Annotated in this window: 23 protein-coding genes; 11 read left to right on the top strand and 12 right to left on the bottom strand. The window is 66.0% G+C overall.

What is annotated here, in order from left to right:
- Window positions 1–247: 247 nt before the first annotated feature.
- The 12 genes from CJ177_RS42855 to CJ177_RS42800 all read right to left on the bottom strand — a co-directional run bounded on the left by CJ177_RS42855 (window position 248) and on the right by CJ177_RS42800 (window position 12,580).
- Complete coding sequence (locus tag CJ177_RS42855) at window positions 248–1,021, bottom strand: FadR/GntR family transcriptional regulator (RefSeq protein ID WP_095870677.1); 774 nt, start codon at window positions 1,019–1,021, stop codon at window positions 248–250.
- A gap of 36 nt (window positions 1,022–1,057) precedes the next feature.
- The gene (locus tag CJ177_RS42850) at window positions 1,058–2,338 is read right to left on the bottom strand and encodes an MFS transporter (RefSeq protein ID WP_179443426.1); all 1,281 of its coding nucleotides are present in this window, start codon (window positions 2,336–2,338) and stop codon (window positions 1,058–1,060) included.
- Window positions 2,339–2,391: 53 nt separating this feature from the next.
- Window positions 2,392–3,279 (bottom strand): alpha/beta fold hydrolase, encoded by an 888-nt coding sequence (locus tag CJ177_RS42845; protein WP_095870675.1) that lies wholly within the window; start codon window positions 3,277–3,279, stop codon window positions 2,392–2,394.
- A gap of 11 nt (window positions 3,280–3,290) precedes the next feature.
- A complete protein-coding gene (locus CJ177_RS42840; protein WP_095870674.1) occupies window positions 3,291–3,755 on the bottom strand; it encodes a MaoC/PaaZ C-terminal domain-containing protein in 465 nt (154 codons plus the stop codon).
- A complete protein-coding gene (locus CJ177_RS42835; protein WP_095870673.1) occupies window positions 3,755–4,228 on the bottom strand; it encodes a MaoC/PaaZ C-terminal domain-containing protein in 474 nt (157 codons plus the stop codon). The genes CJ177_RS42840 and CJ177_RS42835 overlap by 1 nt, the downstream gene beginning before the upstream one ends.
- Before the next feature lie 9 nt (window positions 4,229–4,237).
- A complete protein-coding gene (locus tag CJ177_RS42830) occupies window positions 4,238–5,419 on the bottom strand; it encodes an acyl-CoA dehydrogenase family protein (RefSeq protein ID WP_095870672.1) in 1,182 nt (393 codons plus the stop codon).
- A gap of 40 nt (window positions 5,420–5,459) precedes the next feature.
- On the bottom strand, window positions 5,460–6,704 hold the full coding sequence (locus CJ177_RS42825; RefSeq protein ID WP_095870671.1) for a CaiB/BaiF CoA-transferase family protein: 1,245 nt from the start codon (window positions 6,702–6,704) through the stop codon (window positions 5,460–5,462).
- A complete protein-coding gene (locus tag CJ177_RS42820; RefSeq protein ID WP_095870670.1) occupies window positions 6,701–8,101 on the bottom strand; it encodes an MmgE/PrpD family protein in 1,401 nt (466 codons plus the stop codon). Before CJ177_RS42820 ends, CJ177_RS42825 begins: the two co-directional genes overlap by 4 nt.
- Entirely contained in the window at window positions 8,098–8,529 is a 432-nt protein-coding gene (locus CJ177_RS42815) for a Zn-ribbon domain-containing OB-fold protein (RefSeq protein ID WP_095870669.1), read from the bottom strand. The genes CJ177_RS42820 and CJ177_RS42815 overlap by 4 nt, the downstream gene beginning before the upstream one ends.
- 14 nt (window positions 8,530–8,543) lie before the next feature.
- The gene (locus CJ177_RS42810; RefSeq protein ID WP_206032809.1) at window positions 8,544–9,719 is read right to left on the bottom strand and encodes a thiolase family protein; all 1,176 of its coding nucleotides are present in this window, start codon (window positions 9,717–9,719) and stop codon (window positions 8,544–8,546) included.
- A 98-nt stretch (window positions 9,720–9,817) separates the two neighbouring features.
- Window positions 9,818–11,182 carry an MmgE/PrpD family protein gene (locus CJ177_RS42805; RefSeq protein ID WP_095870668.1) on the bottom strand — a complete coding sequence of 455 codons (1,365 nt, stop codon included), beginning with the start codon at window positions 11,180–11,182 and terminating at the stop codon, window positions 9,818–9,820.
- A gap of 15 nt (window positions 11,183–11,197) precedes the next feature.
- The gene (locus CJ177_RS42800) at window positions 11,198–12,580 is read right to left on the bottom strand and encodes an MmgE/PrpD family protein (protein ID WP_143548803.1); all 1,383 of its coding nucleotides are present in this window, start codon (window positions 12,578–12,580) and stop codon (window positions 11,198–11,200) included.
- A gap of 736 nt (window positions 12,581–13,316) precedes the next feature.
- Between CJ177_RS42800 and CJ177_RS42795 the strand changes: the two genes are divergently transcribed.
- From CJ177_RS42795 to CJ177_RS42750, 11 genes are all read left to right on the top strand, one after another.
- Window positions 13,317–14,351 (top strand): TIGR03617 family F420-dependent LLM class oxidoreductase, encoded by a 1,035-nt coding sequence (locus tag CJ177_RS42795; RefSeq protein ID WP_095870666.1) that lies wholly within the window; start codon window positions 13,317–13,319, stop codon window positions 14,349–14,351.
- A gap of 542 nt (window positions 14,352–14,893) precedes the next feature.
- A complete protein-coding gene (locus CJ177_RS48920; RefSeq protein WP_257014972.1) occupies window positions 14,894–15,022 on the top strand; it encodes a hypothetical protein in 129 nt (42 codons plus the stop codon).
- Window positions 15,023–15,506: 484 nt separating this feature from the next.
- Complete coding sequence (locus tag CJ177_RS42790; protein WP_095870665.1) at window positions 15,507–16,745, top strand: CaiB/BaiF CoA-transferase family protein; 1,239 nt, start codon at window positions 15,507–15,509, stop codon at window positions 16,743–16,745.
- The gene (locus tag CJ177_RS42785) at window positions 16,742–17,533 is read left to right on the top strand and encodes an enoyl-CoA hydratase/isomerase family protein (protein WP_095870664.1); all 792 of its coding nucleotides are present in this window, start codon (window positions 16,742–16,744) and stop codon (window positions 17,531–17,533) included. The genes CJ177_RS42790 and CJ177_RS42785 overlap by 4 nt, the downstream gene beginning before the upstream one ends.
- Window positions 17,530–18,753: an acyl-CoA dehydrogenase family protein gene (locus tag CJ177_RS42780; protein WP_095870663.1), complete on the top strand. Its 1,224-nt coding sequence runs from the start codon at window positions 17,530–17,532 to the stop codon at window positions 18,751–18,753. Before CJ177_RS42785 ends, CJ177_RS42780 begins: the two co-directional genes overlap by 4 nt.
- Window positions 18,750–19,502 carry an SDR family NAD(P)-dependent oxidoreductase gene (locus CJ177_RS42775; protein WP_095870662.1) on the top strand — a complete coding sequence of 251 codons (753 nt, stop codon included), beginning with the start codon at window positions 18,750–18,752 and terminating at the stop codon, window positions 19,500–19,502. Before CJ177_RS42780 ends, CJ177_RS42775 begins: the two co-directional genes overlap by 4 nt.
- A gap of 20 nt (window positions 19,503–19,522) precedes the next feature.
- Window positions 19,523–20,401 carry a 3-hydroxyacyl-CoA dehydrogenase family protein gene (locus CJ177_RS42770; protein ID WP_095870661.1) on the top strand — a complete coding sequence of 293 codons (879 nt, stop codon included), beginning with the start codon at window positions 19,523–19,525 and terminating at the stop codon, window positions 20,399–20,401.
- Between the two features lie 9 nt (window positions 20,402–20,410).
- Window positions 20,411–21,298 (top strand): 3-hydroxyacyl-CoA dehydrogenase family protein, encoded by an 888-nt coding sequence (locus tag CJ177_RS42765; protein ID WP_095870660.1) that lies wholly within the window; start codon window positions 20,411–20,413, stop codon window positions 21,296–21,298.
- A gap of 1 nt (window position 21,299) precedes the next feature.
- On the top strand, window positions 21,300–22,076 hold the full coding sequence (locus tag CJ177_RS42760; protein WP_095870659.1) for an enoyl-CoA hydratase-related protein: 777 nt from the start codon (window positions 21,300–21,302) through the stop codon (window positions 22,074–22,076).
- A complete protein-coding gene (locus CJ177_RS42755) occupies window positions 22,073–23,140 on the top strand; it encodes an acyl-CoA dehydrogenase (RefSeq protein ID WP_095870658.1) in 1,068 nt (355 codons plus the stop codon). Before CJ177_RS42760 ends, CJ177_RS42755 begins: the two co-directional genes overlap by 4 nt.
- The gene (locus CJ177_RS42750; RefSeq protein ID WP_095870657.1) at window positions 23,137–24,801 is read left to right on the top strand and encodes an AMP-binding protein; all 1,665 of its coding nucleotides are present in this window, start codon (window positions 23,137–23,139) and stop codon (window positions 24,799–24,801) included. The genes CJ177_RS42755 and CJ177_RS42750 overlap by 4 nt, the downstream gene beginning before the upstream one ends.
- The last annotated feature ends 173 nt before the right edge of the window (window positions 24,802–24,974 follow it).

Genomic DNA, 24,974 nt, shown 5'->3' with positions numbered 1-24,974 from the left:
TGAATGTAAGTCAATAGCCGGATAGGTCAATTTCAGCATTGTGGGTCATCGTCCGCCGAGTCGGGGTGTAGGTCCGTCAATGGTGCCGAGTAAGACCACTATTCGCCGGGCTCGGGCCGCCCGGGACGCGGTCGCCGCCGGGACCGCACGGCCGAGGGCCGCACGGCTGGACCGCACGGGTCGAGAACCCGCACAGGGGCCGGTCCGAAGACCAGCCCCTGTGCGATTAAGGAATGTTTGCTTTGTGTCAGACCGGCACGTTCTCGTAGTCATCACTGTGCTGGCGGAAGTGGGCACGCAGGTAGCCGAGGTGTTCGGTGATGGCGTGCTCGGCGGCCTCGGGATCCTGGTCGGCGATCGCCTTCGCGATGCGCTGGTGCTGTGCGAATGTGTCCCGGCCGAGTTCGGGGGATAGGTCCAGGTGGCCCACCGGCTCCGACTCGCGGTGCAGTGCGTAAACCAACGAAGCGAGAATCCGGTTGCCAGACATGCGCGCGATTGCAACGTGAAACTGTGCGTCCAGCTCTGCGATCATCGGGTCGTCGACCGTTCGACGCTTCTGCTCGGCCAAGATCGCGCGCAGCTCTTTGAGATCGGCATCGGTCCGGTGCTCCGCCGCGAGGATGGCTGCCGGCACCTCGAGGTGCTGGCGGACCATCGCCACCTCGTTGACGCTCACACTGCCCAAGCGTAGGAGGTTGTGCATCGACTCCTGCACGACCTGACCGAACGCGGTGTGATCGATGGCCTGGACGAAACTTCCTCCACCCGCCCCGGGGACCTTGCGGATCAAACCCTGCGTCTCGAGCGCCGACAGTGCTTCGCGGATGGTGGGACGACTGACGCTGAACTGGCGGGCCAGCTCTGTCTCCGGAGGTAGCCGGTCTCCCGTTTTGAGTTGGCCGTCGAGGACGGCCTTCCGCAGCGCGTCCTCGACTTGTTGGCGAGGGCGCAGTACCTTTTGCCCCAGAACCAGCGGCTGGGATTGGTGGCCGTCGACACCGATACTACTGTTTGACATATGCCCTCCACGAGTCCTTTCCGGACCGGTACTGTATTAGTCTGACAGTTTACCTTCCTTAGCCTTCAGATGGGGTAATCGGCGCGAAGCGCGACGTGTTCGGACAATCGACGGTCGGTCCCGCGGGGTTCGCAGAATGAGCCCGGCCGAGACGAGGAGAAGCACCGCCGGGCACCAGAAGGCTGCGGCCAGGCCGAGGCCGCCGGCGAGGGCGCCGACGGAGATCGGCACAACGATTTGGCCGAGACGGTTGCCGCTGAGCCGTATGCTCACGGCCGTGCCCCGGAGGTGGACAGGCGTTTGTGCCGCCACCCACGCCATCGTTGCGGGCTGTCCGATGCCCAGTCCGAGTCCCGCCAACACCATCACCGCGAAAAGTGCCGGTTCGGGTGTGTCGAGCAGGCTGAGGAACGGTAGGCCGGCAAGGCTGATCGCTGCCAGTGTCATGGTGCCGACCAGGACGCGGCGGCGTGAGAAGCGGGTGATGAGCCGGAGCATCCAGATTCGCACCACGATGGCAGCGACTCCCTCGGTCGCGAGCAGCAGACCGACGGTGCGGGCCGAGATCCCGTGCTGCTGTCCGTAGACCGGCAGGTAAGCCCCTAGCAGGTCGATCGACGTCAGCACGGTGAGGCTGGCCAGAATCGCCGCGGGCACGGCAGGCAAACGCAACACGGCCGCGAAGCTTCCTCGTCCGGGTGGGGCGTCCGGAACGGAGCGCCGCGCCAGTGCTCCGGGCCACCGCCTGAGGCTGATTGCCGACAACGTCGCGATGACGGCCATGCCGGCAGCGATGGTGACCACGAGATGACTGTTCGGAACGTGGGTGGCCAACTCGTCGTGGCTGCTGGCCACGTCTCCGACCAGGAGTCCGGTCATGGCGGGAGCGACGATCTGGGCTACCGCGTTCACGGTCGTCAGGGTGGCGAACCTGGTCTCGCGCCGTTCGGGCTGGCTTCCTTTGGCGATCAACGTCTGCGATGCGATGACGAGGACGAGGTGGCCGAGTCCGAGAAATGCACTGCACACCCCGAGCAGGAGCAGGCTCGACGGCGCGAGGAGGGAGAGAAGGGTTGCGCACACGAGGATTCCACCGAGAACGAGAAACCCGGTCTCCCCCCGTCGGTCGACGGCTTTGCCGAGCGGAATCGCCGCAACGAGCGCCAACACCGCGAAGGCGGCAGTGATGAAGCCGACCTGCATGGCTCCTGCGCCCGCCGCCAGGCTCTCGTAGGTGATCAGCGGCCGGATTGCCGAGCTGATGAACTGGGCGACGAACGTCACCACCATCAGGCGGAGGAACCAAGGACTGCTCAAACGAGAGGTCCGCCGGCGTGGTGGGCGGGTGCCGACCACAGTCTGCGGCTCGGTCATGCGGTGGTGCGCCCGAGGTGCTGAACGAAAAGACTGATGATCCACGCCGCTGACAGGGGTTGTTCGAGGATCAGGTGGTGACTTGCGCCGGGAACCTGGATGAGGGAACCGGCCGGACCGAGGGACTTGCGGATCCGCTGTGCCATCGACTCGTCGACGAAGCCGTTCTCTGCCTGCACCCACCAGGTGGGAATCTGCGCGGTAAGCACGAAGTCGTCGGGGACCTGGGGGCGCAGATAAATGCGGGGATCGAACTTCAGCGCCCACCGGTCACCTGCGCGCCGAAACGCGGCCCGGGAGATGTGGGTCATCACCTCGGCAGGAGCGTCGGTTACCGGTGGAAACGTCTTGTAGCCGTTGAACGCCTCGGTGTGCGAGGCGAACGATCTCACGGGTCGGGAGGCGATTTTTTGGCGCCGCTCCGAGTAACCGGGGGCCGAACGTCGAAGGGGGCTGTCGAGCGCCAGGACAGCAGCGAACCGGTCCGGCTCCCGCTGGGCCGCATTCACCGCTACGAGGCCACCCATACTGTGCCCGATGAGCAATGGTGTAGGACCACAGAAGATTTCCGCGACCTCGACGACTTCACTGGACCAGGCATCGAGTGTGTACTGCTCCCGGTGCTCGCTGTCGCCGTGCCCTGACAGGTCGAGTGCGACCACCCGCCCCGCTCCGCGCAGGAACGGGGCAAGGTGGTCCCACCACTGGCGCTGGGCCGCGCCACCATGGACGAGCACGACGTCCGGTCCACTCTGATCGTCTCGACCTTCCCAGCAGCTCACGACGATCTCGGCGCCGCCGGCACGAACGCGCTCTGTGCGAGCGGGCGTGGCATAGGCCGAGTCCCACGAATGCTCGGCGTCGAGGTCAGGCCCAGCGGTCATCGGCGAATCCGTCACTCGGGCCGGCACTTGACCAGCAGCGGCATGACACCCTCCTGCACGACCTCGTCGCGCTGGTTGACCAACTGGTACCGCCGCCGGAGCACGCCCCGCTTGCCGTCGCTGGTGATCTTCTTGTCCTCGATGAGGACCTCGACGTGAATCGTGTCGCCGTCGAAGACCGGTCCCTTGAACCGCCATTCTTCGATACCGAGCAGGGCGATGGTGCCGGCCTCGAAGACACCGAGACGCGTGACGAGTCCGGTCAGCACGCTCATACCCAATACGCCGTGCGCGATGCGTTCGCCGAACTGGCTCTTCGCGGCGAACTCCGCGTCCGTGTGAATCGGGTTGTAGTCACCGGAGAGGCCGGCGAAGGTCGCGACCTCCGCCAGACCGACGGTGCGGCTGGGGGTGGTGAAGGTGTCGCCGACCTCGAAATCCTCGAAGTAGTACGCCGGCTTTGTCGCGTTGCCCATCAGCTTTCCTCCTCGAGCTTCGGTCCGAATGTCTTGCTCTTGATCATGCGGGCGGACGTGTAGGTCGCCACCGTTTCGCCCTTGGAGTTCACGACGACGTTCTCCGTCTTCACGACCCCACGGTCGCCGCGCGACGTCAGCCGCTTGGAGACCACATTGATCTGGGTCTGGATGGTGTCGCCGGCGTACACCGGCGCCTTCCAGGTCGGATTGAGCTCGAGGAGCGCGAGTCCGGTGCCGCGGGTGACGCCCGCCGAGAGGATCAGTCCCTCGGCGAACGACAGGGTGAGCATGCCGGGGGCGATCCGGCCCGAGTAGTGCTCGGGCCGGTTGACGTACTCGAGGTCGATGAAGGTCGGTGTGAGAAACCCGCACAGATTCACGAAGGCCGAGATGTCGTAGTCGGTGACGGTGCGCCGCGGTGTCTCGATCCGCTGGCCTTCGTAGTAGTCCTCGAAATAGAGCCCTTCCATGTCGGCTCCTCAGTAGGACTTCGGCATCCCCAGCACCTTGTGGCTGAGGTAGTTGAGGACCATGTTCGGTGAGACGGGGGCGACCTGGAAGACGCGGTTGTCGCGGAACTTCCGTTCGATGTCGTATTCCCTGGCAAGACCGTAGCCACCGTAGGTCTGCATGCACGTCTGCGCCAGGTCCCACGAGGCCTCCGCAGCAAGGTATTTGGCGATGTTGGCGAGTTCGGGGGCATTGTCGGCGCCGGCGTCGTAGGCGGCGGCAGCCTTCCAGCGCATCGCATCGGCGGCCTCCAAATGGGCGTAGCCGTTGGCGATCGGGTGCTGGATGGCCTGGTTCGCACCGATCGGCTTGCCGAACAGCACACGCTCATTGGCGTACTTCACGGCCCGCTCGATGAACCACTTGCCGTCGCCGACGCACTCGGCGGCAATGACGATACGCTCCGCGTTGAGCCCGTCGAAGAGGTACTTGAAACCGATACCCTCCTCGCCGATCAGCGAATCTGCGGGCACCCGGAGATTGTCGATGAACAATTCGTAGGTGTGGTGGTTGAACATCAGCGGAATCTTGCGCATCGCCAGCCGCGCGGGGTCGACGTCGCGAATGTCGATCAGGAAGCAGGAGATGCCGAGACCGGGCTTCTTCGGGTCGGGCGACGGGCTCGTGCGGGCCATGATCACCATGAGGTCGGTGTAGGCGGCGCGCGAAATGAACACCTTCTGGCCGTTGAGCACCCATTCGTCGCCGTCCAGACGGGCTGTCGTGGCCAGCTTGGAGGTATCGGTGCCGGCGTTCGGCTCGGTCAGGGCGAAGGTGGTCAGCCGGACGTCACCGCTGGTGATCTGCGGGAGCCACTTCTTCTTGAGTTCCTCCGAGCCGTGGTTCACCACGATCCCCATCGCGAACATCGCCGCGTGGATGGCGGCACCGGCACCGCCGGAGCGGTTGATCTCCTCGGTGATGACCGACGCCTCGGTCACACCCAGACCCCAGCCGCCGTACTCTTCCGGGATCATCACCGAGTGCAGGCCGGCCGTCTCCGCCGCCTTCGCGAACTCCTCGGGGAAGGCCTCCTTTTCGTCGACCTCCCGGTAGTAGTCGTTGTTGAAGCGGGAGGTGACCGCCTTGGCGGCCTGGAGCACGTCGTCCAGGGTCGCCGTCGTCGCTTCAGTGGCGTTCTCAACAGTCATGATGATTTTCGAACCTTTCTTGTCTAGCCCGTGGGCTGGCTCATGCGGTCGCGTTGATGTGGGGCGTCGGACCGAATGCCCCGCCCTCGGCCAGCGACTCGATCTGGGACTCGTGTACACCGATTTCGTTGAGGATGGCGTCGCGGTGCTCACCCAGACGCGGCACGCGTGCCGGCGTCGGCACCGAGAACCCCGTCGGGTCATCCGGCTGCCGCAGCGAGCCGCCGATGGCGTCGTCCACCTCCACGAAGGTTCCTCGATCGGCGAAGTGTTGGTTGTCGAGCACTTCGCTCATCGTCAGGACCGGCGCGACGGGGACGTCCACCTCGGTCAGGGCGTCGACGACCTGTTCCCGGGTCAGCTGGGTACTCCACCCTTCGAGCAACTCCTCGACTTCACGCTGCCGGAGGGCGCGTTCGACGTAGGTCGCGTAACGCGGGTCGTCGGCGAGTTCGGGCTGCCCCATCGCCCCGCACAATCGCGCCCAGAAGTCGTCCCGGTTGACTCCGATGTTGTAGTAACCGTCCGCGGCTGCGAACGTCCCGTAGGGGACACCGTGGAAGTCGTTCGCTCCGGCGACCTTCGACAGGTGTGCATCGCTGGACTGCACGCGAGCGAGCGCCACGGTCGCCAGTGGCAGCGTGCACTCGGTCAGCGACAGGTCGATCATGCGCCCGCGGCCGGTTTGTTCGCGCTCACGCAGTCCGAGCAGCACCGAGGAGTGAGCGGTCATGCCGGTGACGATGTCGCCGAGCGCGAACCCGCACCAGGTCGGTCGCCCTTCACGATCGCGGGTGAGCCCGGTGGTGCCGGACAGTGCTTCGGCGACCATCGCCAGGCCGGCGCGGTTGGCGTCGAGGCCGGCGTCGAACAGGCCGAACCCACTCATGCTCACCACGATCAGCTGGGGGTAGCGCTCCTGCAGATCCGCCGGGTGGATTCCGAGGCGCCCCAAGGCTCCGCCACGCATGTTCGTGATGAACACGTCCGCATCGGCCAGCAGCCGGTCGAGGAGCGCGGAACCGGATTCGGACTTGAGGTCGAGGGTGATGCTGCGTTTGCGCCGGTTGAGTGAGGCGAAGTACCCCGACATGGTGCCTTGATCGGTGGTGCGGATCGGCTCGCGACTACGGGTGAGTTCGCCCTGGGGCGGCTCGACCTTGATCACGTCCGCACCCTCATCGGCCAGCAGCATCCCGCAGTAGGGTCCGGCGATGAGGTGGCAGAGTTCAACAACCTTGACGCCGTCGAGTACACCTTCACGCACAGGGGTGTGATCGTTCATCGGGTGGCCGGTCCTTTCGACGGTCGTGCGAGGAGTTCGAGAAGCCCAGAGACTGGAGCATCCTGTGCCAGTGCCTGGACGGTGTCCCACAGCTCGTCGACGGCCACCGCCGCTCCGCCGTGCTGGAAGCAGTCGGCCGCTTTGGCTTTCAACTGGTCGACGGTCAGACGGTGATCAGGACTTCCCGAGATGGTCTTACCGACGAAGGTCTGCTCGGTGCCGTCCTTGAGCCGGACCTGCGCTGTCACCGGCGCCATGGCCAGGAAGTCGACGTCCTCGGTGGGCCGGACGGTGATTCGTTCGGCGGCGAACCCACCGACGACCGGGTCGCGCAGTGCGTCGTCGGCGAAGTCGCCGATGAGCACCGCGCCGCGGTGTAGTGCGACACTGGCCGTGTAGCCGATGCAGAACTGTGCGTCCACGATGTTGGCCGTAGCGGGATCGAAGGTCCGTCCCACCATGTTGAACGCCTGGCCGCTCGTCTCGAACGTAATGTGCTCGACGGCATCCGGTGTGATCCCGGACTCGCGGACCCGCAGCGTCAGGTCGATGGGAGCATGCGTGAAGCGGCACGCCGGGTAGGGCTTGAGGCTGAGATCGGTCAGATAACCGGCACTCTCGGCGCCCTCGAGCAGGACGTCGCGGTCGAACGTGCCGTCCTGGTAGAGGTTGATGAAACCGGCGCGGCCGTCGAACACGTTTCGCGGACCGTCGACACCGGCACCGGCCAGCGCTGCACCGAAGAGGACGTCCTTGGCGACGACGGCGGGCTGGAAACGCTTGGCGAGGGTGCCGTCGATGATCGACTGCAGACTGCCCGATGTCTGAGCGAGCTGGTGCCCGAGCAGGCTCACTGCCTGACCGACGTCCCACCGGCGGAGACGGGCAATCGCGAGCGCGGCTCCGATACCGCCGCTGACGACACTGTAGTTCCAGCCCCGACTGCCCTTGGGGCCCCCGGCCCGGCCGACCCGCATTGCGCCGTCGAGGCCCACGACCAGCGCGGTCAGGAACTCCTGGCCGCCACAGTCGGGCCGATTTTCCTCCAGGTCCGCGAGCAGTGCCGGCAGGACCACGCTCGCAGCGTGCAGCGGCACCGCGTCGTCGGTGTCGTCGTAGTCGAGTGCGTGTAGTGCACCCCCGTTGGCCACGGCTGCGAAGGGCGCCGGCGCGGTGTCCGCGGTGCCCCAGATGGTGGCGTTACCGGTGCCCCAGGCGGACAGTGCGGTGCGTGCCTGGGGCACACCGGGGGAGTTCAGCCCACCGAGTGCACAGGCCAGTGTGTCGAAGAGGACCTCGAGCGCGGCCTCGATCGTGGCCGCATCCAGGTTGTGGTAGCTCTGGCGCACGGCGTGCTCGGCCAGCTGCTCCGCCAGGTCGGCGGTTGTCTCGGTCATAAGTCCTCCTGCGACTCGTCGATCTCGAAGTCGAACAGCCGAACCGGTTTCGTCTGCCGGACCTTCATCTTCACGCGCAGGTCCGGTCGCAGGGCCTCCCACGGCGCGAGGATCCTGCTCAGGCAGCGCACTCCCTCGTCGAGATCGACCAGACACAGGACATACGGTGCCTCGTCGGCGAAAGTTGCAGGGGCCGCGGAGACTTCGGTGTAGCTGTACAGGGTGCCCCGGCCGCTCAAATCCACCCAGTCCAGTTCGGACTTCCAACACTCAGGGCAGATGGGTTTGGGGGGGAAGGTCATGTGGGAGCACGCGCGGCACCTGGTGGTCCGAAGGACTCCGTCGTTCAGACCCTGCCAGAACGGTTCAGTAAAAGGGGTGACTCGCGGCGGGTAGGCCAGCGTCGTCCCCGTCGTTTGGATGGGCATCAGTCTCTCTCCGTTCACGCGCCGTGGCCAGCGAGGATGTGCATCATCGTGGCGTTGTAGTCGCCGAGTTCGCCGGTGACGGAGCCGATTCCGGCTCCAACCACCTGACGCTCTCCTGCCTCTCCGCGCAACTGCTGCACCGCCTCGTAGACGTTGTAGAGCGGGGTCACGTGCGGCGGGTGTCCGCGGCTGGCGCAGCCACCGGATGGCGAGATCGGCACCTGGCCGCCGATGGTGGTCGCCCCGCTGGCCGCGGCGGCGCCGCCGGTGCCCTTGGGGAACAGTCCGATTGACTCGCTCAGAATCAGCTCGACGATGGAGCAGGGGGCGTAGACCTCGGCGAAGTCGATGTCGTTCACCGAGATGCCGGCCTCGTCGTACGCCTTGCCCGATGCGATCTCCGCCGACTCGAACCACGTCAGCGGACGCGGTCGGCTCGACACCTGGTGGATGCCCTCGTGATGAAAGCCGCGCGAGACGACGTCGACGTAGCGTGTGCCCAGGGAACGGGCAAAATCTGGATGCGCGATCACGATGGCCACCGCACCGTCGGACCGCGGGGGCACGTCCAGCAGGCCGAGCGGCTTGACGATGTCCCTGGCGGCGACGACGTCCTCGACGGTGATCGGCTTGCGCATCTGCGCGAGCGGGTTCATCGAGGCGTGGTACCGATTCTTCACCGGGATCGACGCGAGTTCCTCACGCGTGAGCCCGTATTCGTGCATGTAGCGCACCGCGTTGAACGCATACCAGGCGATGGGGGTGACGCCGAAAGGAACGTGGAAGTCCACGTCACCGACGGCCCGCATCGACCAGGTCATGTGCTCACCGGTGGGGACGTGCAGTTCCTTGTTGACCCCGAGCGCGACAGCGACCTTGGCCTTTCCCGAGGCGACACGCTCGAGCGCGACGTCGAAGGCGATGGAGCCGGTCAGGCCGTTGCCCAGGACCTCCATCAGGATGTCGCCCACCGCCATCTCGAGGTATCCGGCCATGAACGTGCCGAAGTACCGCTGGTCCGCATAGGGGCGCGGAGTGGAGAAGATCAGCGCATCGATGTCCTTCTTGGTCAGGCCTGCGTCGGCGATCGCTGCGACCAGCGCCTGGGCCATCATCTCGTGCTCTAGCTTGTCGAGGTGCTTGCCGACCGGCAGGGCCCCGATTCCCACCACGGACGCGATCGGCTTCATGATTCCGTCACCGTTGCCCTTCATTTACAAGGAGGAATTTGACTGACATTTAGCTGTATGTCTGACATTAGACTCGTCAGTGAGGTTGGTGTCAAGGGTCACCGGCGTTCGAACGCACGGAACAGGGTCGTCACTGCGTCGAGCGACTCGAGTTCGGGGAGCCGAGCCAGCAGCGACCCGAGGACACCTGCCTGGTCGGGAGCGAGGGCACGCAGCGCCAGGGACTCGAACTTGGCGCGGACCTCCCCATCGCTCATCGGGTTCGCCGGATGACCGCGAGGCACATCGGCGGCCGCCGACAACATCGAACCGTCCGCCATCGTCAGGGTGAGTTCGGTCGGGCAACTGTCCCGGGTCGCTCGATCCGTCAGGTCGGGACGTTCGATCACGCTGATGCGGTCGATGATCGAGAAAAGTTGGGGATCGGTCAGCCTCTCGCTCGTGAATGCCTCATCCGACAGTTCACCGTCGACGAAAGCGGCCGCCATCAGGTACGGCATGCTGTGGTCTGCGGTTTCTCGGGTCGGTGGACGCCACTTCTCCGCGGCATCGCCCCGGCCGCCCCCGATCGAGCGCCACGCGTTCATGCAGGTCGCCACGTCGATCGCAACAATGTCGGAGAGGACGGCACGGTCGCGCAGCTCGATGACCAAGTCGACGGGGACCTGACCCCAGTAGCAGGCCGGATGCCGTTTGAGGCTGGCTCGCTCGATGGCCGACGGGTCCGCTGGTGTCAGCGTGAGATCGAAGGTGGGCCATACCCGTTCGAGCAGCCCATCCTTGCCCTCGAACGGTTCGGAAGGCCCGCTCATCCCGGCTGCGGCCAGGCGGACGGCGAATGTCGCTGTCATGGAGGCGTGGCCGGTGGCCGCGGCTTTCCACTCCGACAGCTCGCCGAACCTGGTCACCCGCAACGGGATGCTGGGGACGACGGCGAGGGCGAGGGCGTGTCCGATCTTCTCGCGCGGCAGCCGGAGGATCTTGGCCTGGCCGGCTGCGATGCCGAGTGAGCAATACACCCCTTGATCCCATCCGCCATCGGGTGGCACCGCCTCGGCCAGTCGGGTCGCGATTTCGTAGGCGAGGTAAATCGCGGTGACGGCGTCGGCGCCCGTCCCCTCCACCGACTCGGTCATCGCGAGCAGTGCGGGGATCATGTCGCTCGGGTGTCCCGAGACCCCGAAGTCGTTGAAGTCGAGGTAGCGGTCGGCTGTGGCGTTGGTGAAGGCGACCTGGTCGACGAGGCATTTCTCCGACTCGCCATAGACCGACGCCACGAGAGGGCCGCCGATACCGCGGGCGACCTCGCGGGCGATGCTGGCGGGCTCGCTGGCGAAGCCGCCGGCGCCGCATCCGACGGTATCGATCGTGTGGCGTACGACGGCGCGGACGCCGCCGGGCGTGAGGGTGTCGAAGTCGGTCGCTTGGATGAAGTCGACCAGTGAGGTCAGCAGCTTGTCCATGGGTGTCGTCCGGGGTCAGCCGAGCTGGCGAGTGAGGACCGCGATGTCGGCGACGGACTCGAGTTGGTCGATGGTGGTAACGAGCTGTTTGATCTCGGTGTCCTCGAAGGGACGGGCGGCGTGTCCGGCACAGTCCTCGAACTTCGTTACCAGCTGTGACCAGTCGAGGGGGTTGTGGGCAGCGCCGGGAGTCTCGTCGTGCTTGGCCTCGCCGTAGAGCTCGCGGCCGTCCTTGAGGACGAGTCGAACCGCCCCGGCGGGGAGCTCCTTGCCCCAGTTGTACTTGGGATCGTCCACGAACACGACCTTCGACGCGACTTCGTAGACGAGCGGATCCGCGCGGCGCTCCGGCGAGAAGTCGCCAATTCCCACCGTTCCCTTCAGCAAGGCGAGCGAGACCGTGAAGGGGATGCTGAACTTGGCGTCGTTCGAGGTCGGGGGCCGTCGGCGGAACTCCGGCGGCTCGCTCAGCTGTTTCGCGAAATCGCCGCCGAAGACCTCGATCTTCTCGATCTCGTCGGTGCGGCCGGGTCCGCCCATCAGTCGGAGCGCGGTGTCGATGTAGGCGTGGGTGACACCGCAGCTCGGCCACAGCTTGTAGAGGATGGTCGCGCCTTGGAAATCGTTGCCGAGGTCGGCGACCATCGCGTCTCGGTCCCACTCACCGAAGTAGACCGGAAGAAAGGCGGCGTCACCCTCCAGCGGGGTCGATGTGGCTTTGACACCCTTCTCGGCCAGCAGGGCCGAGAGCACCGCGGCCTTCGCGGCGAATCCGCCGTACATCCCGCGTAGGTCGCCACCGGTGCCGTAGGCGGTCTGCATCGTGCTGGCGGCCTGCGTGCAGGCGATGCCGATCGCGTCCGCCACTTGCTTGGCGTCCAGACCGAGCAGCTTGGCGCATGCCGCCGCTGAGGCGAGCGTCCCCACGACCGGGGTCATGAACCAGTCCTGCTTCCACGCGACGTTCTTGCGGAGCCGTGCGAAGAGATCCTGGCCGACCGCCAGGGCGGTGATGAAGTCCTCGCCCGTCACGCCACCCTTGCGTTCCGCCACGGCGAGCAACGCCGGTAGCACCGTGACGCTCGGATGGTGACCTTCGGGCAGGTGATCGTCGTAATCGAGGCCATGGCCCATGGAGCCGTTGACGAAGGCGGCAGAGACGGCGGGGAGCTTCCCGCCGAAGCCGAACAGCGTGCTTTCCGGCTTACCGCCCCAATCCTTGGTGAGTTCGACGATGCCCGGCATGACGTCCATGAGACCGCTCGCGCCCAGGATCACGCCAAGCGTGTCGAGCGTGCTGTACTTCGCGGATCGGATCGCCTCCTCCGGGAGGGACCGGTACGTCGCTCTTGTTACGTATCGCCCGAACACATTCGCGAGATCCTCCTGCGCCATCATGTGCCACACCACCGCCCGTTCGTCAGAAGTAGATGATTACCATTCGGGAAATAGTCTGACATTGACGTGCCGGGAATCACAACCCTCGGGTGATGTGGAGAGAAGAGCTTCGCGGCCCAGACGGCGCGGGTCTTCCGGATCTGGGCCGGCGGCGCGACCGCGCCTGAGGAGACCTCTCGTTCTGCCTGCGCTATCGGCAAGCGCCTCCGCCGAACCGGCACCCCTGGCCGGTGACTTGTGGATCCGTCACTGCTCGTGAGCTGGTGATGTTCACGCCACGGACGCACTCGCGGTCCGAGCGGCGACACCTGCGGACTACGTTCGTCGACTTAGGGCGGGATCGTGTGATGGCCGCGACGGGCGGGCTTCTCCTGTGAGCATTTCGTGCTCAGTTTCGAGACTGGCTGTTAAATGTTTGACCTTGCGCGGAGTGGTTATTATCTACTATGGTTGGCGCTGGCAGAACACCGACACGACACTCCGATGTTGCGCCACGTCACGTCGCCACCACGGGATGCACGGTGCACGGCGGCATCGAATAGACCGCGCAACGCGTTGGCGATGCCGAGCGCGTGCGCAAATCCCAGATCTCGCCGACTCTCGCCTGGCGGGCGGCGTGTGACTTCGTGGCCCGCCGCTGTCGACTAGTCCGGCGGCGGGCCGCGACTCCAACCAAGCACTGTACGAACATGTTCCGAAGAACGTCGATAGCGATGTCCCACCAAGGAGGCTGATTGTGAAGGTCGATGCCCGCTTGGATGTTGACGATGTCGAGGCAATGGCTCAGACCGTGCGGCGACTGGAGATGGAAGGCTACGCGGGCATCTGGACGTCCGAAACGGCCCACGATCCCTTCCTCCCCCTGATGATTGCCGCCCAGCAGACCCAACGGGTACAGCTTGGATGTGCTATCGCTGTGGCGTTCGCGCGTAACCCCATGACCATTGCGAACGTTGCCCACGACCTGCAGAGGTACTCGCGTGGACGATTCGCTCTCGGCTTGGGAACTCAGGTGAAGTCGCATATCGAACGCCGTTTCTCGATGCAATGGTCTGATCCGATGAATCGGCTCGAGGAGTTCATCGATGCAGTGCGGGCGATCTTGACGGCATGGGAAACGGGGGAACGACTGCACTTCGAGGGTTCCTACTACCGGCACACGCTGATGACACCGATGTTTCGGCCCGATCCGCATGGTCACGGGCTTCCGCCGATCATCATGGCCGGTGTCGGGGCGAGCATGGTAGAGGCCGCCGCACGGAGCGCGGACGGTGTTCTCGTGCACGCGTTTTCTACTCCGGACTATCTCCGTGAGGTCGTTCTACCCGCTGTCGAACGGGGTCTGTCTTCTCGTGCTCGCGCGCGTGACGGATTCGAGGTGAGCTGTCGTGGGTTTCTCGCAACCGGCCGGGACGAGAAGGAACTCGATTGCGCGAAGCAAGCGATCCGGGCGCGCATTGCGTTTTACGCAAGTACGCCTTCCTACATGCCCGTCCTCGAGCGTCACGGATGGGAGGCTCTCGGCAGGCAGCTCAACACGTTGTCGCGATCGGGAGACGACGACCGGTGGACCAAGATGGCAAGCCTTATCGACGACGAAGTGCTCGAAACGTTCGCCATTGTCGCGGAACCTGATCGCGCAGGTGCCGAGATCGTGAGACGCTATTCGGTTATCGCAGATCGCTATTGGTTCTACACCCCCTATCCGATTCCCTCCGAACTACTCTCGTCGATTTCTCGCGCCATCAGTACCGGGCAGTCAGTCGGGTGAGGGTGTGCGATCGCATCTCGGAGTCGGCCCGGCGAGTTCGGAGACTTTGATGCGTATCGGATTCCGTGGAGTGGCGTTTTCCGGGCAACGGCGTGATCGGGCAGTTCCAGCACCAGACACCATCTCGCAGCGGCACCAGAATGTGCTCGTCGAAACACCGCGGACCCACCGATGAACGTGTGCAACGGTCGTCGCGCGGTGCGCAGTAGACCAGGTCGGGCTGTTTTCGGGGCGGCGGCCACGGCCTGATGTTGCGGTTGCCGCGACACCGAGCATGGCCGTTGCGGAATGCACCGATACGGCTGGTGTCGGACAGAATCCCGCCCAGCGCCAGCCGCGAGCCCACTTGGTGATGCGTCCGCAAGGCTCGGTTTGTCGGATTCGCGCTTGCGTAGGGTCAGATCGGGCCGCCAACTGCGCCGGCACGCAGAATCGATGGACGTCCCCAATCTGGCGACGAAGGCCGCACACGGCAGCGATCCGATGACGGGGATCCGCTGCACCGCGGTGCAGTCGGACGCTGTGGTGCGATGTTGGTGTCGATGGCGTCATTGAGCACGTCCCCGCTGAGGGCGCTGCCCATGACGTCCAGCGCTGCCTTTGCTGTGTTGTCGTCGATTACCGGGGTGGACGGCCACGACGGGATGCTCGTCCGGAACGCCGTTGCGTAGATTGTCGGGTCGATGTCGCCCGTGAATGGCTGGGCGATTTTCGCGGCCGCGGCGGGGTTCTCATGGATGTCTTTCTGTGCGTGGCGAGGGCGGCCGTAAAGCATCGGAGCACGCGGTTTCTGCGCGATCGTCCGTTCCGGCTGCTGGATGGCGATCTCCGATTGCGGCGAGGGGATGGCGATCGCGTGGAAGCGGTCGCTGGTGCAACTTTGACCACACTTTTGAAGCCAACCCCGAAACGCCTTGCTAAATGTTTGACCTTGCGCACGGTGTTTATTGTCATCTATGGTTGTGCTGACCCAGAACGTGTTGCCCCCAACACGGACGACGCGCTCCCGACATGCGCGAGGCGGTGACGGTCCGGCACGGGCGCAATAATCCGGATCCCGGCGACTATCGCGTCGCGTGACGGCGTATGGCCGCCCCTGCCGATGAGGGCGGCGGTCCAACTAACCACTGTACGAACGAGTTCCGAAGGACGCCGATGACCACACACGTCCAGACCGACGGGCCACTGCACGGCCTGCGAGTGGTCGACATGACCACGTCTTACGCGGGTCCCACCGCAGCGATGTACCTAGCCGACCTAGGCGCTACGGTGATCAAGGTCGAGCGGCCGGGCCACGGCGACGATGCCCGGAGCTGGGGTCCTCCATTCGTCGATGGGACATCGGCGTGGTTCGCCTCGGCCAACCGGAACAAGAAATCGCTGGTCCTCGATCTGGGCTCGACCTGTGGGCAGCAGGTACTACTACGGTTGCTCGACACCGCGGACGTGTTCCTGCAGAACATGAATCCGGCCAAGCTGGTTCGCTTGGGAATCGACGGTGAGTCCCTTCGTCGGCGCAACCCACGGCTGATCTACTGTGCGATGTCGGGCTTCGGACTGACTGGCCCGGACAGCGACCTGCCGGGATACGACCTGGTGGCTCAGGCGCGCTCCGGGCTGATGTCGGTCACCGGTGAGAAGGGCGGCAGCCCTCAACGCGTATCGACCGCCCTGTCCGACGTAGTCACCGGCATGTGCGCCGCAATCGCCATCAACGCGGCCGCGGTGCGGCAAGCCCGCACCGGGGAGGGCGAGATCATCGACGTCTCCCTGCTCGATACCGATCTGGCGCTCATGGCCCCGCGTATCGCGGCGTACCACGCCGGCGAACCGGAGCCGGCACCCAGCGGCGGGACCGACTCCGTGCTCGCCGTCTACCAACCCTTCGAAGCCGCAGACCGGAGCATCGTCATCGCGGTCGGCAACGATGCCATGTGGCAACGCTTCTGCGCGGCCGTCGACCTCCCCGAACTCGCTGCGGACCCAGCCCTCGCAGATAACGCCGGTCGCCGCGCGCAAAGAGCGCAGATCACCGAGATCATCGCGAAACGACTGGCAACCAGGACCGCGACCGAGTGGCTGCGCATCCTCGGTGACGTCGACGTGCCGGCTGCACTGGTCCAGACACTGTCGGAAGTCGTGAAGGACCCGCAGGTCGTGGCCAGGGGGGCGCTGATGCCCGTACCCGGCGCGGCAGGAGAGCTGACCACCGTCCACAGCCCCTTCCGGCTCGCGTCGGTACCGCCGCGCAACGAACGGTTCCCCGACCTCGGCGCCGACACCCGGGAGATTCTCCTCGGACTCGGCTACAGCCACGACGAGGTGGCCGCTCTGCTCGTGAGTGGCGCGGTATCCGAGGCGACGGCGGCCGCACGCGAGGAGGCTGTCTTATGAGCGTGGTCAAAGTCGAGCGTGCGGGCTCGGTCACGACAGTGACGATCAACCGGCCCGAAGCCTTCAACGCTCTCAACACCGAAGTGATCACCGCCCTGCTGAACGCCGTCACCGAGGCTGCCTCCGACCCGGCAGTGCGCGCCCTCGTGCTGACCGCAGTCGGGGAGAAGGCATTCAGCGCGGGCGCGGACCTGAAGGAACTGGCCGGGATGGGACCGGACAGGGCCAGGGAAGTCATGGCCGGGGGCCAGCACATCTTCCGCACCATGGAGCAGGCACCGATCCCGATCATCACTGCCGTCAACGGACTCGCACTCGGCGGCGGGTTCGAGCTGATTCTCACCTCGACATTCCCCGTGCTCTCGACGAAAGCGTCACTGGGACTACCCGAATCCGGGTTGGGACTGATCCCCGGCTACGGCGGCACCCAGCGGTTGCCTCGGGCGGTGGGGCAGCGGGTGGCCGCGCATCTGATGCTCACCGGCAGCCGACTCGACGCGGACCGCGCCTACGCGCTCAGGCTGACCCCTATCCCGCCGGTCGCACCCGATCAGTTATTGGCCACTGCGACAACCCTCGCCGAGAAGATCGCAGCACAGGGACCGTTGGCGGTCCGCGCCATCCTGCATGCGCTCGAGGTTGGTCGTGACGCACCACTCGATGCCGGGCTCGGCGTCGAGACCGGCCTGGCGGCGCTCGCCGTGGCCGGAGACGAATCCACCGAGGGTATCGGCGCGTTTCTCGAGCGCCGGCCCGCGAAATTCGCGAATCCGGAGGCACACCGATGAGTGTCGAGCCACTCGAAATTGATACCAATCCGAAGGCGTACCTGGCGCTCCACGAGCTGCTGGACGAGCCTGCGGCGGACGCAGCGCTCACCGAGCGCGAACGCGAGGTGCGTGCACAGACTCGTGACGTCGTGGCCCGTGAGGTCGCCCCACGCGCGGCGCACCTCGACGCCACCCACAAGTTCGCGCACGAGAGCGTCCAAGCGCTCGCCGCGGCCGGGCTGTGCGGGCTGGTTTTCCCCGAGCATCTCGGCGGCACCGGCGACACCAACGTCGCCTACGCCGTGGCGATGGAGGAAATCACCGCCGGCTGCGCGGCAACGAGCCTTGTCTTCATGACGCAGATGCACGCGGCATACCCGATCCTGCTCGCCGGCACCGACGAGCTGCAGCGCCGCTACATTCCCGGTCTGCTCGACGGGTCACGCTACGGTTCGCTCGGGATCACCGAACCGGATGCAGGGTCGGATGTGTCGAGCCTGGCAACGACCGCCACCCCGACCGATGACGGTTGGTCGCTCACCGGGCAGAAGACGTTCATCACCACCGGGGACCGCGCCGAGGTGATCATCTGCTTCGCCACCGTGGATCGATCGCGCGGCCGCGACGGAATCACCGCCTTCGTCGTCGAGGGCGGCTGGGCCGGAGTGGGCCGCGGCCAGCCGTTCCACAAGATGGGGATGCACGGCTCGAGCACCGCCGAACTCTTCTTCGACCAGGTCGAGATCCCGCGGGCCAATCTCCTCGGAACCGAGGGGCGCGGCTGGTCGGTGGTGATGAGTTCGGTGGTCAAGTCCCGGATCAGCGCCGCCGCACAAGGCGTCGGGCTCGCCCGCGCCGCCTACGCCCGGACCCTGTCCGCCCTCACCCGGTTGCACGGCAACCGTCTCTCCGACGAGCACACCTTCGCACTCGCCGACCTACGCGGCCGAATCCTTCAAGGCAGGCTGCTGCTTCAGGCGGTCGCCCGTCAGGCCGACACCGATCCACACATCACCCCCGGCCAGATCGGTGTGATGAAGCAGTCCTGCACCGACCTGGGCTTTACGGCCTCGATCGAGGCCGCCCGCATCCTCGGCCCCTACGGCGACCTCGCCGATATCGGTGTCGAGCGGTGCCTGCGCGACGCGAAGGTCACGCAGATCTACGACGGCACCAACGAAATTCAGCGGCTGCTCATCGGCCGCGAGACCACCCGCGCGATGAAGGAACTGGCATGACATCACTGGAAGGCAAGGCCGCGATCGTCACCGGCGCCGGCCGTGGGCTGGGCCGATCGATGGCGCACGCGTTGGTCGAGGCGGGTGCCGCGGTCACCGTGGCCGCCCGCACCGGAACCGAACTCGACAGCTTCGTCGAGGAGGTGAAGGCGGCCGGTGGCCAGGCGTTGGCGTGTCCGACCGACATCACCGACGAGGCGTCCGTGGAGCGGATGGTGGAGGCCACCGTCGAGACCTTCGGCCGCGTGGACGTGCTGGTCAACAACTCCGGGATCGTCGCGTCCACCCCGCTCGTCGAGCAGTCCGCCGAGGAATGGGACCGGGTCGTCGCCACCAACCTGCGCGGCACCTATCTCGCGACCCGGGCTGTCGGCCGACACCTGGTTGCGCAGAAATCGGGCAAGGTCGTCAACATCGCCTCCAACTTCGCCTTGCAGGGTGTTGCCAACCACGCCGCGTACTCCGCCTCCAAGGCCGGGGTCATCGCCTTCACCCGCTCGATGGCGATCGAGTGGGCGCGGTACGGCATCCAGGTCAATGCCATCGCACCCGGGTACTTCGCCACAGCCCTCAACGCCGAGATGCGTGATGACGCCGACGCCTTGGCCAGCGTGGTGCGCGCCATCCCCGCGCGCCGGCTGGGTGAACCCGACGAACTCAAACCGTGGTTGCTGCTGCTCGCCGGCGGCGACTCGAACTTCATGACTGGCGAGGTCATCGTCATCGATGGCGGCCAGAGCGTCCGCTGAAACCGACCGGAGGACAACCAGTGAGTAACGACAGCAAGACCGTCGCCGTCCTCGGCGCGGGCACGATGGGCTCCGGGATCGCGACCGTGATGGCCCGTGCCGGCCACCAGACGATCCTGTTCGACATCAACGAAACCAATCTGCAACGCGGTATCGACACGGTGCACGGCTTCTTCGACAAGAGCGTCAAGCTCGGCAAGCTCGACGCAGAGGCCGGCCGGTCCGCCAAGAACGCGCTCGTCGGCACCACGGACCTCACCGACCTCGCATCGTGCGACGTGATCGTCGAGGCCGTCTTCGAGGACCTCGTATTGAAGAAGGACACCTTCCGCCGCCTCGACGAGATCGTCTCGGAGTCAACGCTGTTCCACACGAACACCTCGACGCTGTCGGTGACCGGGATCGCCTCCGGTTCCCGGCTGCCCGAGCGGGTTGTCGGCACCCACTACTGCAACCCGGCGCCGCTGATGAAGCTCGTCGAGGTCGCCGACGGCCGGCACACCGCCGACTGGGCCCACAAGGCGACCATCGAATTCCTTGCTTCGCTCGGCAAGACGAGCGTGGTGACCAAGGATCGTCCCGGATTCATCGTCAACCGCTTCCTCATTCCGTGGGAGAACTCCTGCATACATGCACTCGAGTCGGGGCGGGGAACCAAAGAGTCGATTGACGCAGCCGTGCTTGGATCACTCGGCCACCCGATGGGACCATTCCGGCTCCTCGACATCGTCGGCATGGACATTCACCAGCAGGTCGCCACCCGCCTCTACGAGCAATTGCGCGACCCGAAGTTCTTCCCGCCTCCGATGGTCGAGCGGATGGTCGCCGCGGGCGATCTGGGCCGCAAGACCGGCCGCGGTTTCTACGACTACGACGACACCCGACTCTTCGGGTCCTGAGGAGTAACCATGAGCGAGTCCACCACCGACTTTTCGACGATCGGTCTGCTCGGGTTCGGCACCATGGGCGCCGGCATCGCCCACGTGCTGGCCTCCTCCGGGCGCAAGGTGATCGTCCTCGACACAGACCAGGTGCGTCTGGAGGCGGGCAGTGCCTCTGTCACCGCGTTCCTCGACGGCGGCATCGCGCGCGGCACCGTCACCGACGAGGACAAGACTGCGGTTCTGGCCCGCATCATCACCACCACGCACGTGGGCGACCTCGCCGGTGTCGACGCCGTGATCGAGTCGGTCACCGAGAACGCAGAGGTGAAGACGGTCCTGTTACGCAAAGTGGCCACCGTGGTGGGGGAACAAATTCCCCTCCTGACCAGCACCTCTACGCTCTCGGTCACCGATCTCGCTGCAGCGCTGCCCAACCCGGCGCGTGTGGCCGGGCTGCACTTCTTCAACCCAGCACCGGTACAGCGCACCGTCGAGGTGGTGCCCGCTCTGCAGACCGACGGGGACCTGATCGAGCGGCTCGTCGCGCTTGTCGACACGCTCGCCGAGAAAGTAGCGGTCGTGGTCAAGGACCTGCCCGGGTTCCTGGTCACTTCCCTTCTGCTGCCCTACCTCAACGACGTCATCGCAGAGTACGACGACGGATTGGCCACCGCGGAGGACATCGACGTCGCCCTCGAGCTCGGCCTCGGTTACAAGATCGGGCCCCTGAAGATGCTCGACACGATCGGGCTCGACGTCCATCTCCACTCATCCGAAGCGGCATACGCCGCCACGTCGGATTCGCGGTACGCGCCGCCACCCCTGCTGCGTCGGATGGTCGCCGCCGGCCGGCTCGGCGACAAGAACGGACACGGATTCCGTACCGGACAGCCCACCGAGGAGAACAACTGACATGGCATACGACGACATTCTGACCAGCACCGACGGTCCGGTCCTCACCATCACTCTCAATCGGCCCGACGCGGGCAACAAATTCCGGTACCAGACCTGCATGGAGCTCTTCGATGCGCTGCAGAAGTTCCGGCTCGACCCGCAGCTGCGTGCCGCGGTGCTGACCGGCACCGGTGAAAAGTTCTTCTGCATCGGCGGCGAGCACGATCCGATGACCTCCCTCGACCAGTCCCAGGTGCTGCCGATCATCGACGTCTACCAGGCGATCGACACCATCGCGAAGCCGATCATCGCCGCCGTCAACGGCTTCGCGGTCGGCGGCGGAAACGTGCTGCACACCGTCTGCGACCTCACCATCGCATCGGAGAACGCGATCTTCCGGCAGGTCGGCCCGATGGTGGGTAGCTTCGACGCCGGATACGGCAGCTGGTATCTCGAGGACACGATCGGTCGTAAGCGCGCCAAGGAGATGTGGTACCTCAACAAGAAATACACCGCCGAGCAGGCCCGCGAGATGGGCCTGGTCAACGAGGTCGTCGCTTCCTCCGAACTCCAGGCTCGCGCCGCCGAGGTGGCCCGTGAGATCACGACCCGAAGCCCGCTGGCGATCGGCGGGATGAAGGGCGCCTTCTCCGCCCGCCACAACGGTGTCTCCGGCCAGGCACGGATGGCCCACGACCAGCAGCTGACCCTCTACCTCCAGACCAAGGAGGCGCACGAAGTCGGTGCGGCGTTCGGCGAGCGCCGTCAGCCCAAGACCGAGAGCTTCTGGTCGTGAGCTGGTCATCGGGGTGGTGGGGTCCCGCCCTCACCAGCGATCAGAGTGATCTGCGCGCCATGCTGGACGCGTTTTACGCCGCGCACGACCACGTGCTCGACGACGACCCGGATGCAGTGGCCGCACTGGTAACCGAACTAGCCGAACTCGGGGTCTGGACCCTCGGCACAGCCGAATCCGCGGGTGGAGGGGGCGCGGAGCGGGAACTGACCGCGCTCGCCCTCGAACGGCTCGGCCGGGCCTGGCCCGCGCTCGGCTGGGCGGCCGCACAGGCACACGCCGCCATCGACGTCCTCGCCGGCGACAACCGATTCACCGACCTCGTCGCCCAGATCCATACCGGGCAGGCGTCCGTCGCGGTCGTCGACACCGTCTCGGCGCATGTGCGGCTGGCATTCACCGGTAACACGCTCACCGGCTCGATCGACCGAGTCGACGCCGCTGCTCTGCAGCCACACCTGCTGGTGCTCGACGGTAACGAGAGAGCACTGTTGGTTCCCCCCGCCGCGGTCACGTTCACCCCGCTGCGCCGCACCGGGCTCGGCGGCGCACTCACCCGAACCGCGGATGTCGACGCCACCAGCGACACAATCGACGAACTGACCGGAATCGACGCCACCGCCGCCAGAAACCGTCTGCGGCTCGGCGCGGCCGCGGTGGCGGCCGGTATCGCCGGTGCCGCTGCCGACGCGGCCGCGGACTACGCCGCCGGCCGCCACCAGTTCGGCGACACCCTCACCGCAATTCCCACGGTGCGCCAGTCCCTGCTCGGTCAAGCCACCCGCTCGATCACCACACTGGGCGCCACTCTGGTCGCCGAGAACCCGGTGCAGGCGCTCGCCGTCGCGCAGCAGGCCTGCGACAGCGCGATCCAGGTCGCCGCCGACGCCCTGCAATCGCACGGCGGCTACGGCTACCTCACGGAATACAGCGCCGAGCGTCGACTGCGCGACGCGGTGTCACTCCGCGCCGCGGTCGACACCCAGGGTGCCGCGGTCGCCACCGCCCGCGCTCTCGTGAGCCTTCCGCCCGCGCCCACCGCCCTCTGGAAGGACGCGTCATGACCTCGACCTACCGGCCACTGGCCGACGTCCTCGACGGCCAGGCCACACCGATCGACGACGAGACCGCCGCGGCCTGGCGGGCCGAGGGGTGGTGGGAGAACCGGTCGATCCGGTCGCTGCTGACTGACATCGCCGAGACCGACCCAGACCGGGTCGCTCTGATCGGCCGGCGCAGCGAGGGTGATCGGATCACCCGCACCTACCGGGAGTTCGACCAGAACGCGCACCACGCCGCCAGCGTCTTCGCCTCGCTCGGTGTCGATGTCGGCGACGCGGTCGTGCTGATGCTGCCGAACTGGGTGGAATACCCCGAGATGGTATTCGGGATCAACGAGATCGGCGCGATCTATGCAGGTATCCCGGTCGCCTACGGTCAGAAGCAGGCTGCGGCGATCCTGCGGCGGAGCAATGCCAAGGTACTGGTCATCCCGCGCAGATGGCGCAGCAACGACCACCTCGAACTCTCCCGCACGCTCCGCGCGCAGATTCCCACCCTCGAGCACGTGATCGTCATCGACGAGGACGATTCAGACCTCCAGGACGGCGAGTCGCTGTGGTCCAGCCATGCCGCCGTGCCCACCCGCCGGTTCCCGGACCCGGAGCCCAGCCGGGTCTGCTACCTCGGCTTCACCTCCGGCACCACCGGCGAGCCGAAGGGTGCGATGCACAGCCACAACACTCTGATCTACTCGGCCCGGCAGCAGGCGGCACACGTGGGTCCGACCGCGTACGGGGATCCGATGGTCCAACTGGTGGCATCCCCGGTCGGCCACCACACGGGCTTCGTATGGGGCATCCTCTTCACGGTCGTGCTGGGCGGGACGGGCGTGCACGTCGATCGCTGGGACCCGAAGTGGGGTGTGCAGGTGATACGACAGGAAGGGGTGACCACATTCTTCGGAGCACCAGCCTTCCTGCAAGACATGGTTCGCACCGACCTGGCCGGGGACCCGTCCTGCCCATTGAAATGCCTTGTCATCGCGGGCTCGTCAGTACCGCGGGGTCTGCCGGCGCAGGCACAAGAGGCACTCGGCGCCTACATCTGCCCGGCCTGGGGAATGACCGAATGCAGCATCATCGTCTCGTGTACGCCGAAGGAACCTGACACGGTCCAGAGCACAGACGGCTCGGTGTTCGCCGGCTCTGAGGCGCGGATCGTCGATGAGAACGGCGAGGACGTCGCGGTGGGCGAGGTCGGTGATCTGCTCGTCCGTGGTCCGTCGGTGATCTACGGATACTACGATCGGCCGGACGCGACCGCAGATGCCTTCGCGCCAGGATTGTGGTTCAAGACCGGCGATCGGGCCAGCCTCGACGAGCACGGCTGGCTGTCCCTGCGGGGGCGAACCAAGGACATCATCATCCGCGGTGGCGAGAACATCCCGGTCACGGACGTCGAGTCGATCATTTTCGACCATCCCGACGTGCTGAACGCCGCCGTCGTCGGCATGCCCGACGACAGGCTCGGTGAGCGGGTGTGCGCCGTCCTCGTCGTCAAGGCCGGCAGTCCCGAGCCGACCGTGGCAACTCTGGGGGATTACCTACTGTCCCAGGGTCTCTCCAAGCATTACCTACCGGAGCGGGTCGTCGCCCTTCCCGAGCTGCCAATGACTCCCAGTGGCAAGATCCAAAAGTTCAAGCTCCGAGAGATGATCGTGTGAGCGGATGGTAGCCCCGCCGCCGAAGCCGAGGTGGACCACGTTGAACCGCCCCGCCCGCGGTATCGATCCACACTGCAAAGGCTGATTAATACCGAGCCCACAGCTCGACTTCGACCCAGGCACAGGGCCGGGAACTTCGAGGAATCTGCCCACGCCACCGGGCCTATGGCTCG

The sequence above is a fragment of the Rhodococcus sp. ACPA1 genome (assembly GCF_002300195.1).
Lineage (GTDB): Bacteria > Actinomycetota > Actinomycetes > Mycobacteriales > Mycobacteriaceae > Rhodococcus_F > Rhodococcus_F opacus.
This window is presented reverse-complemented; position numbering and strand designations above follow the sequence as displayed.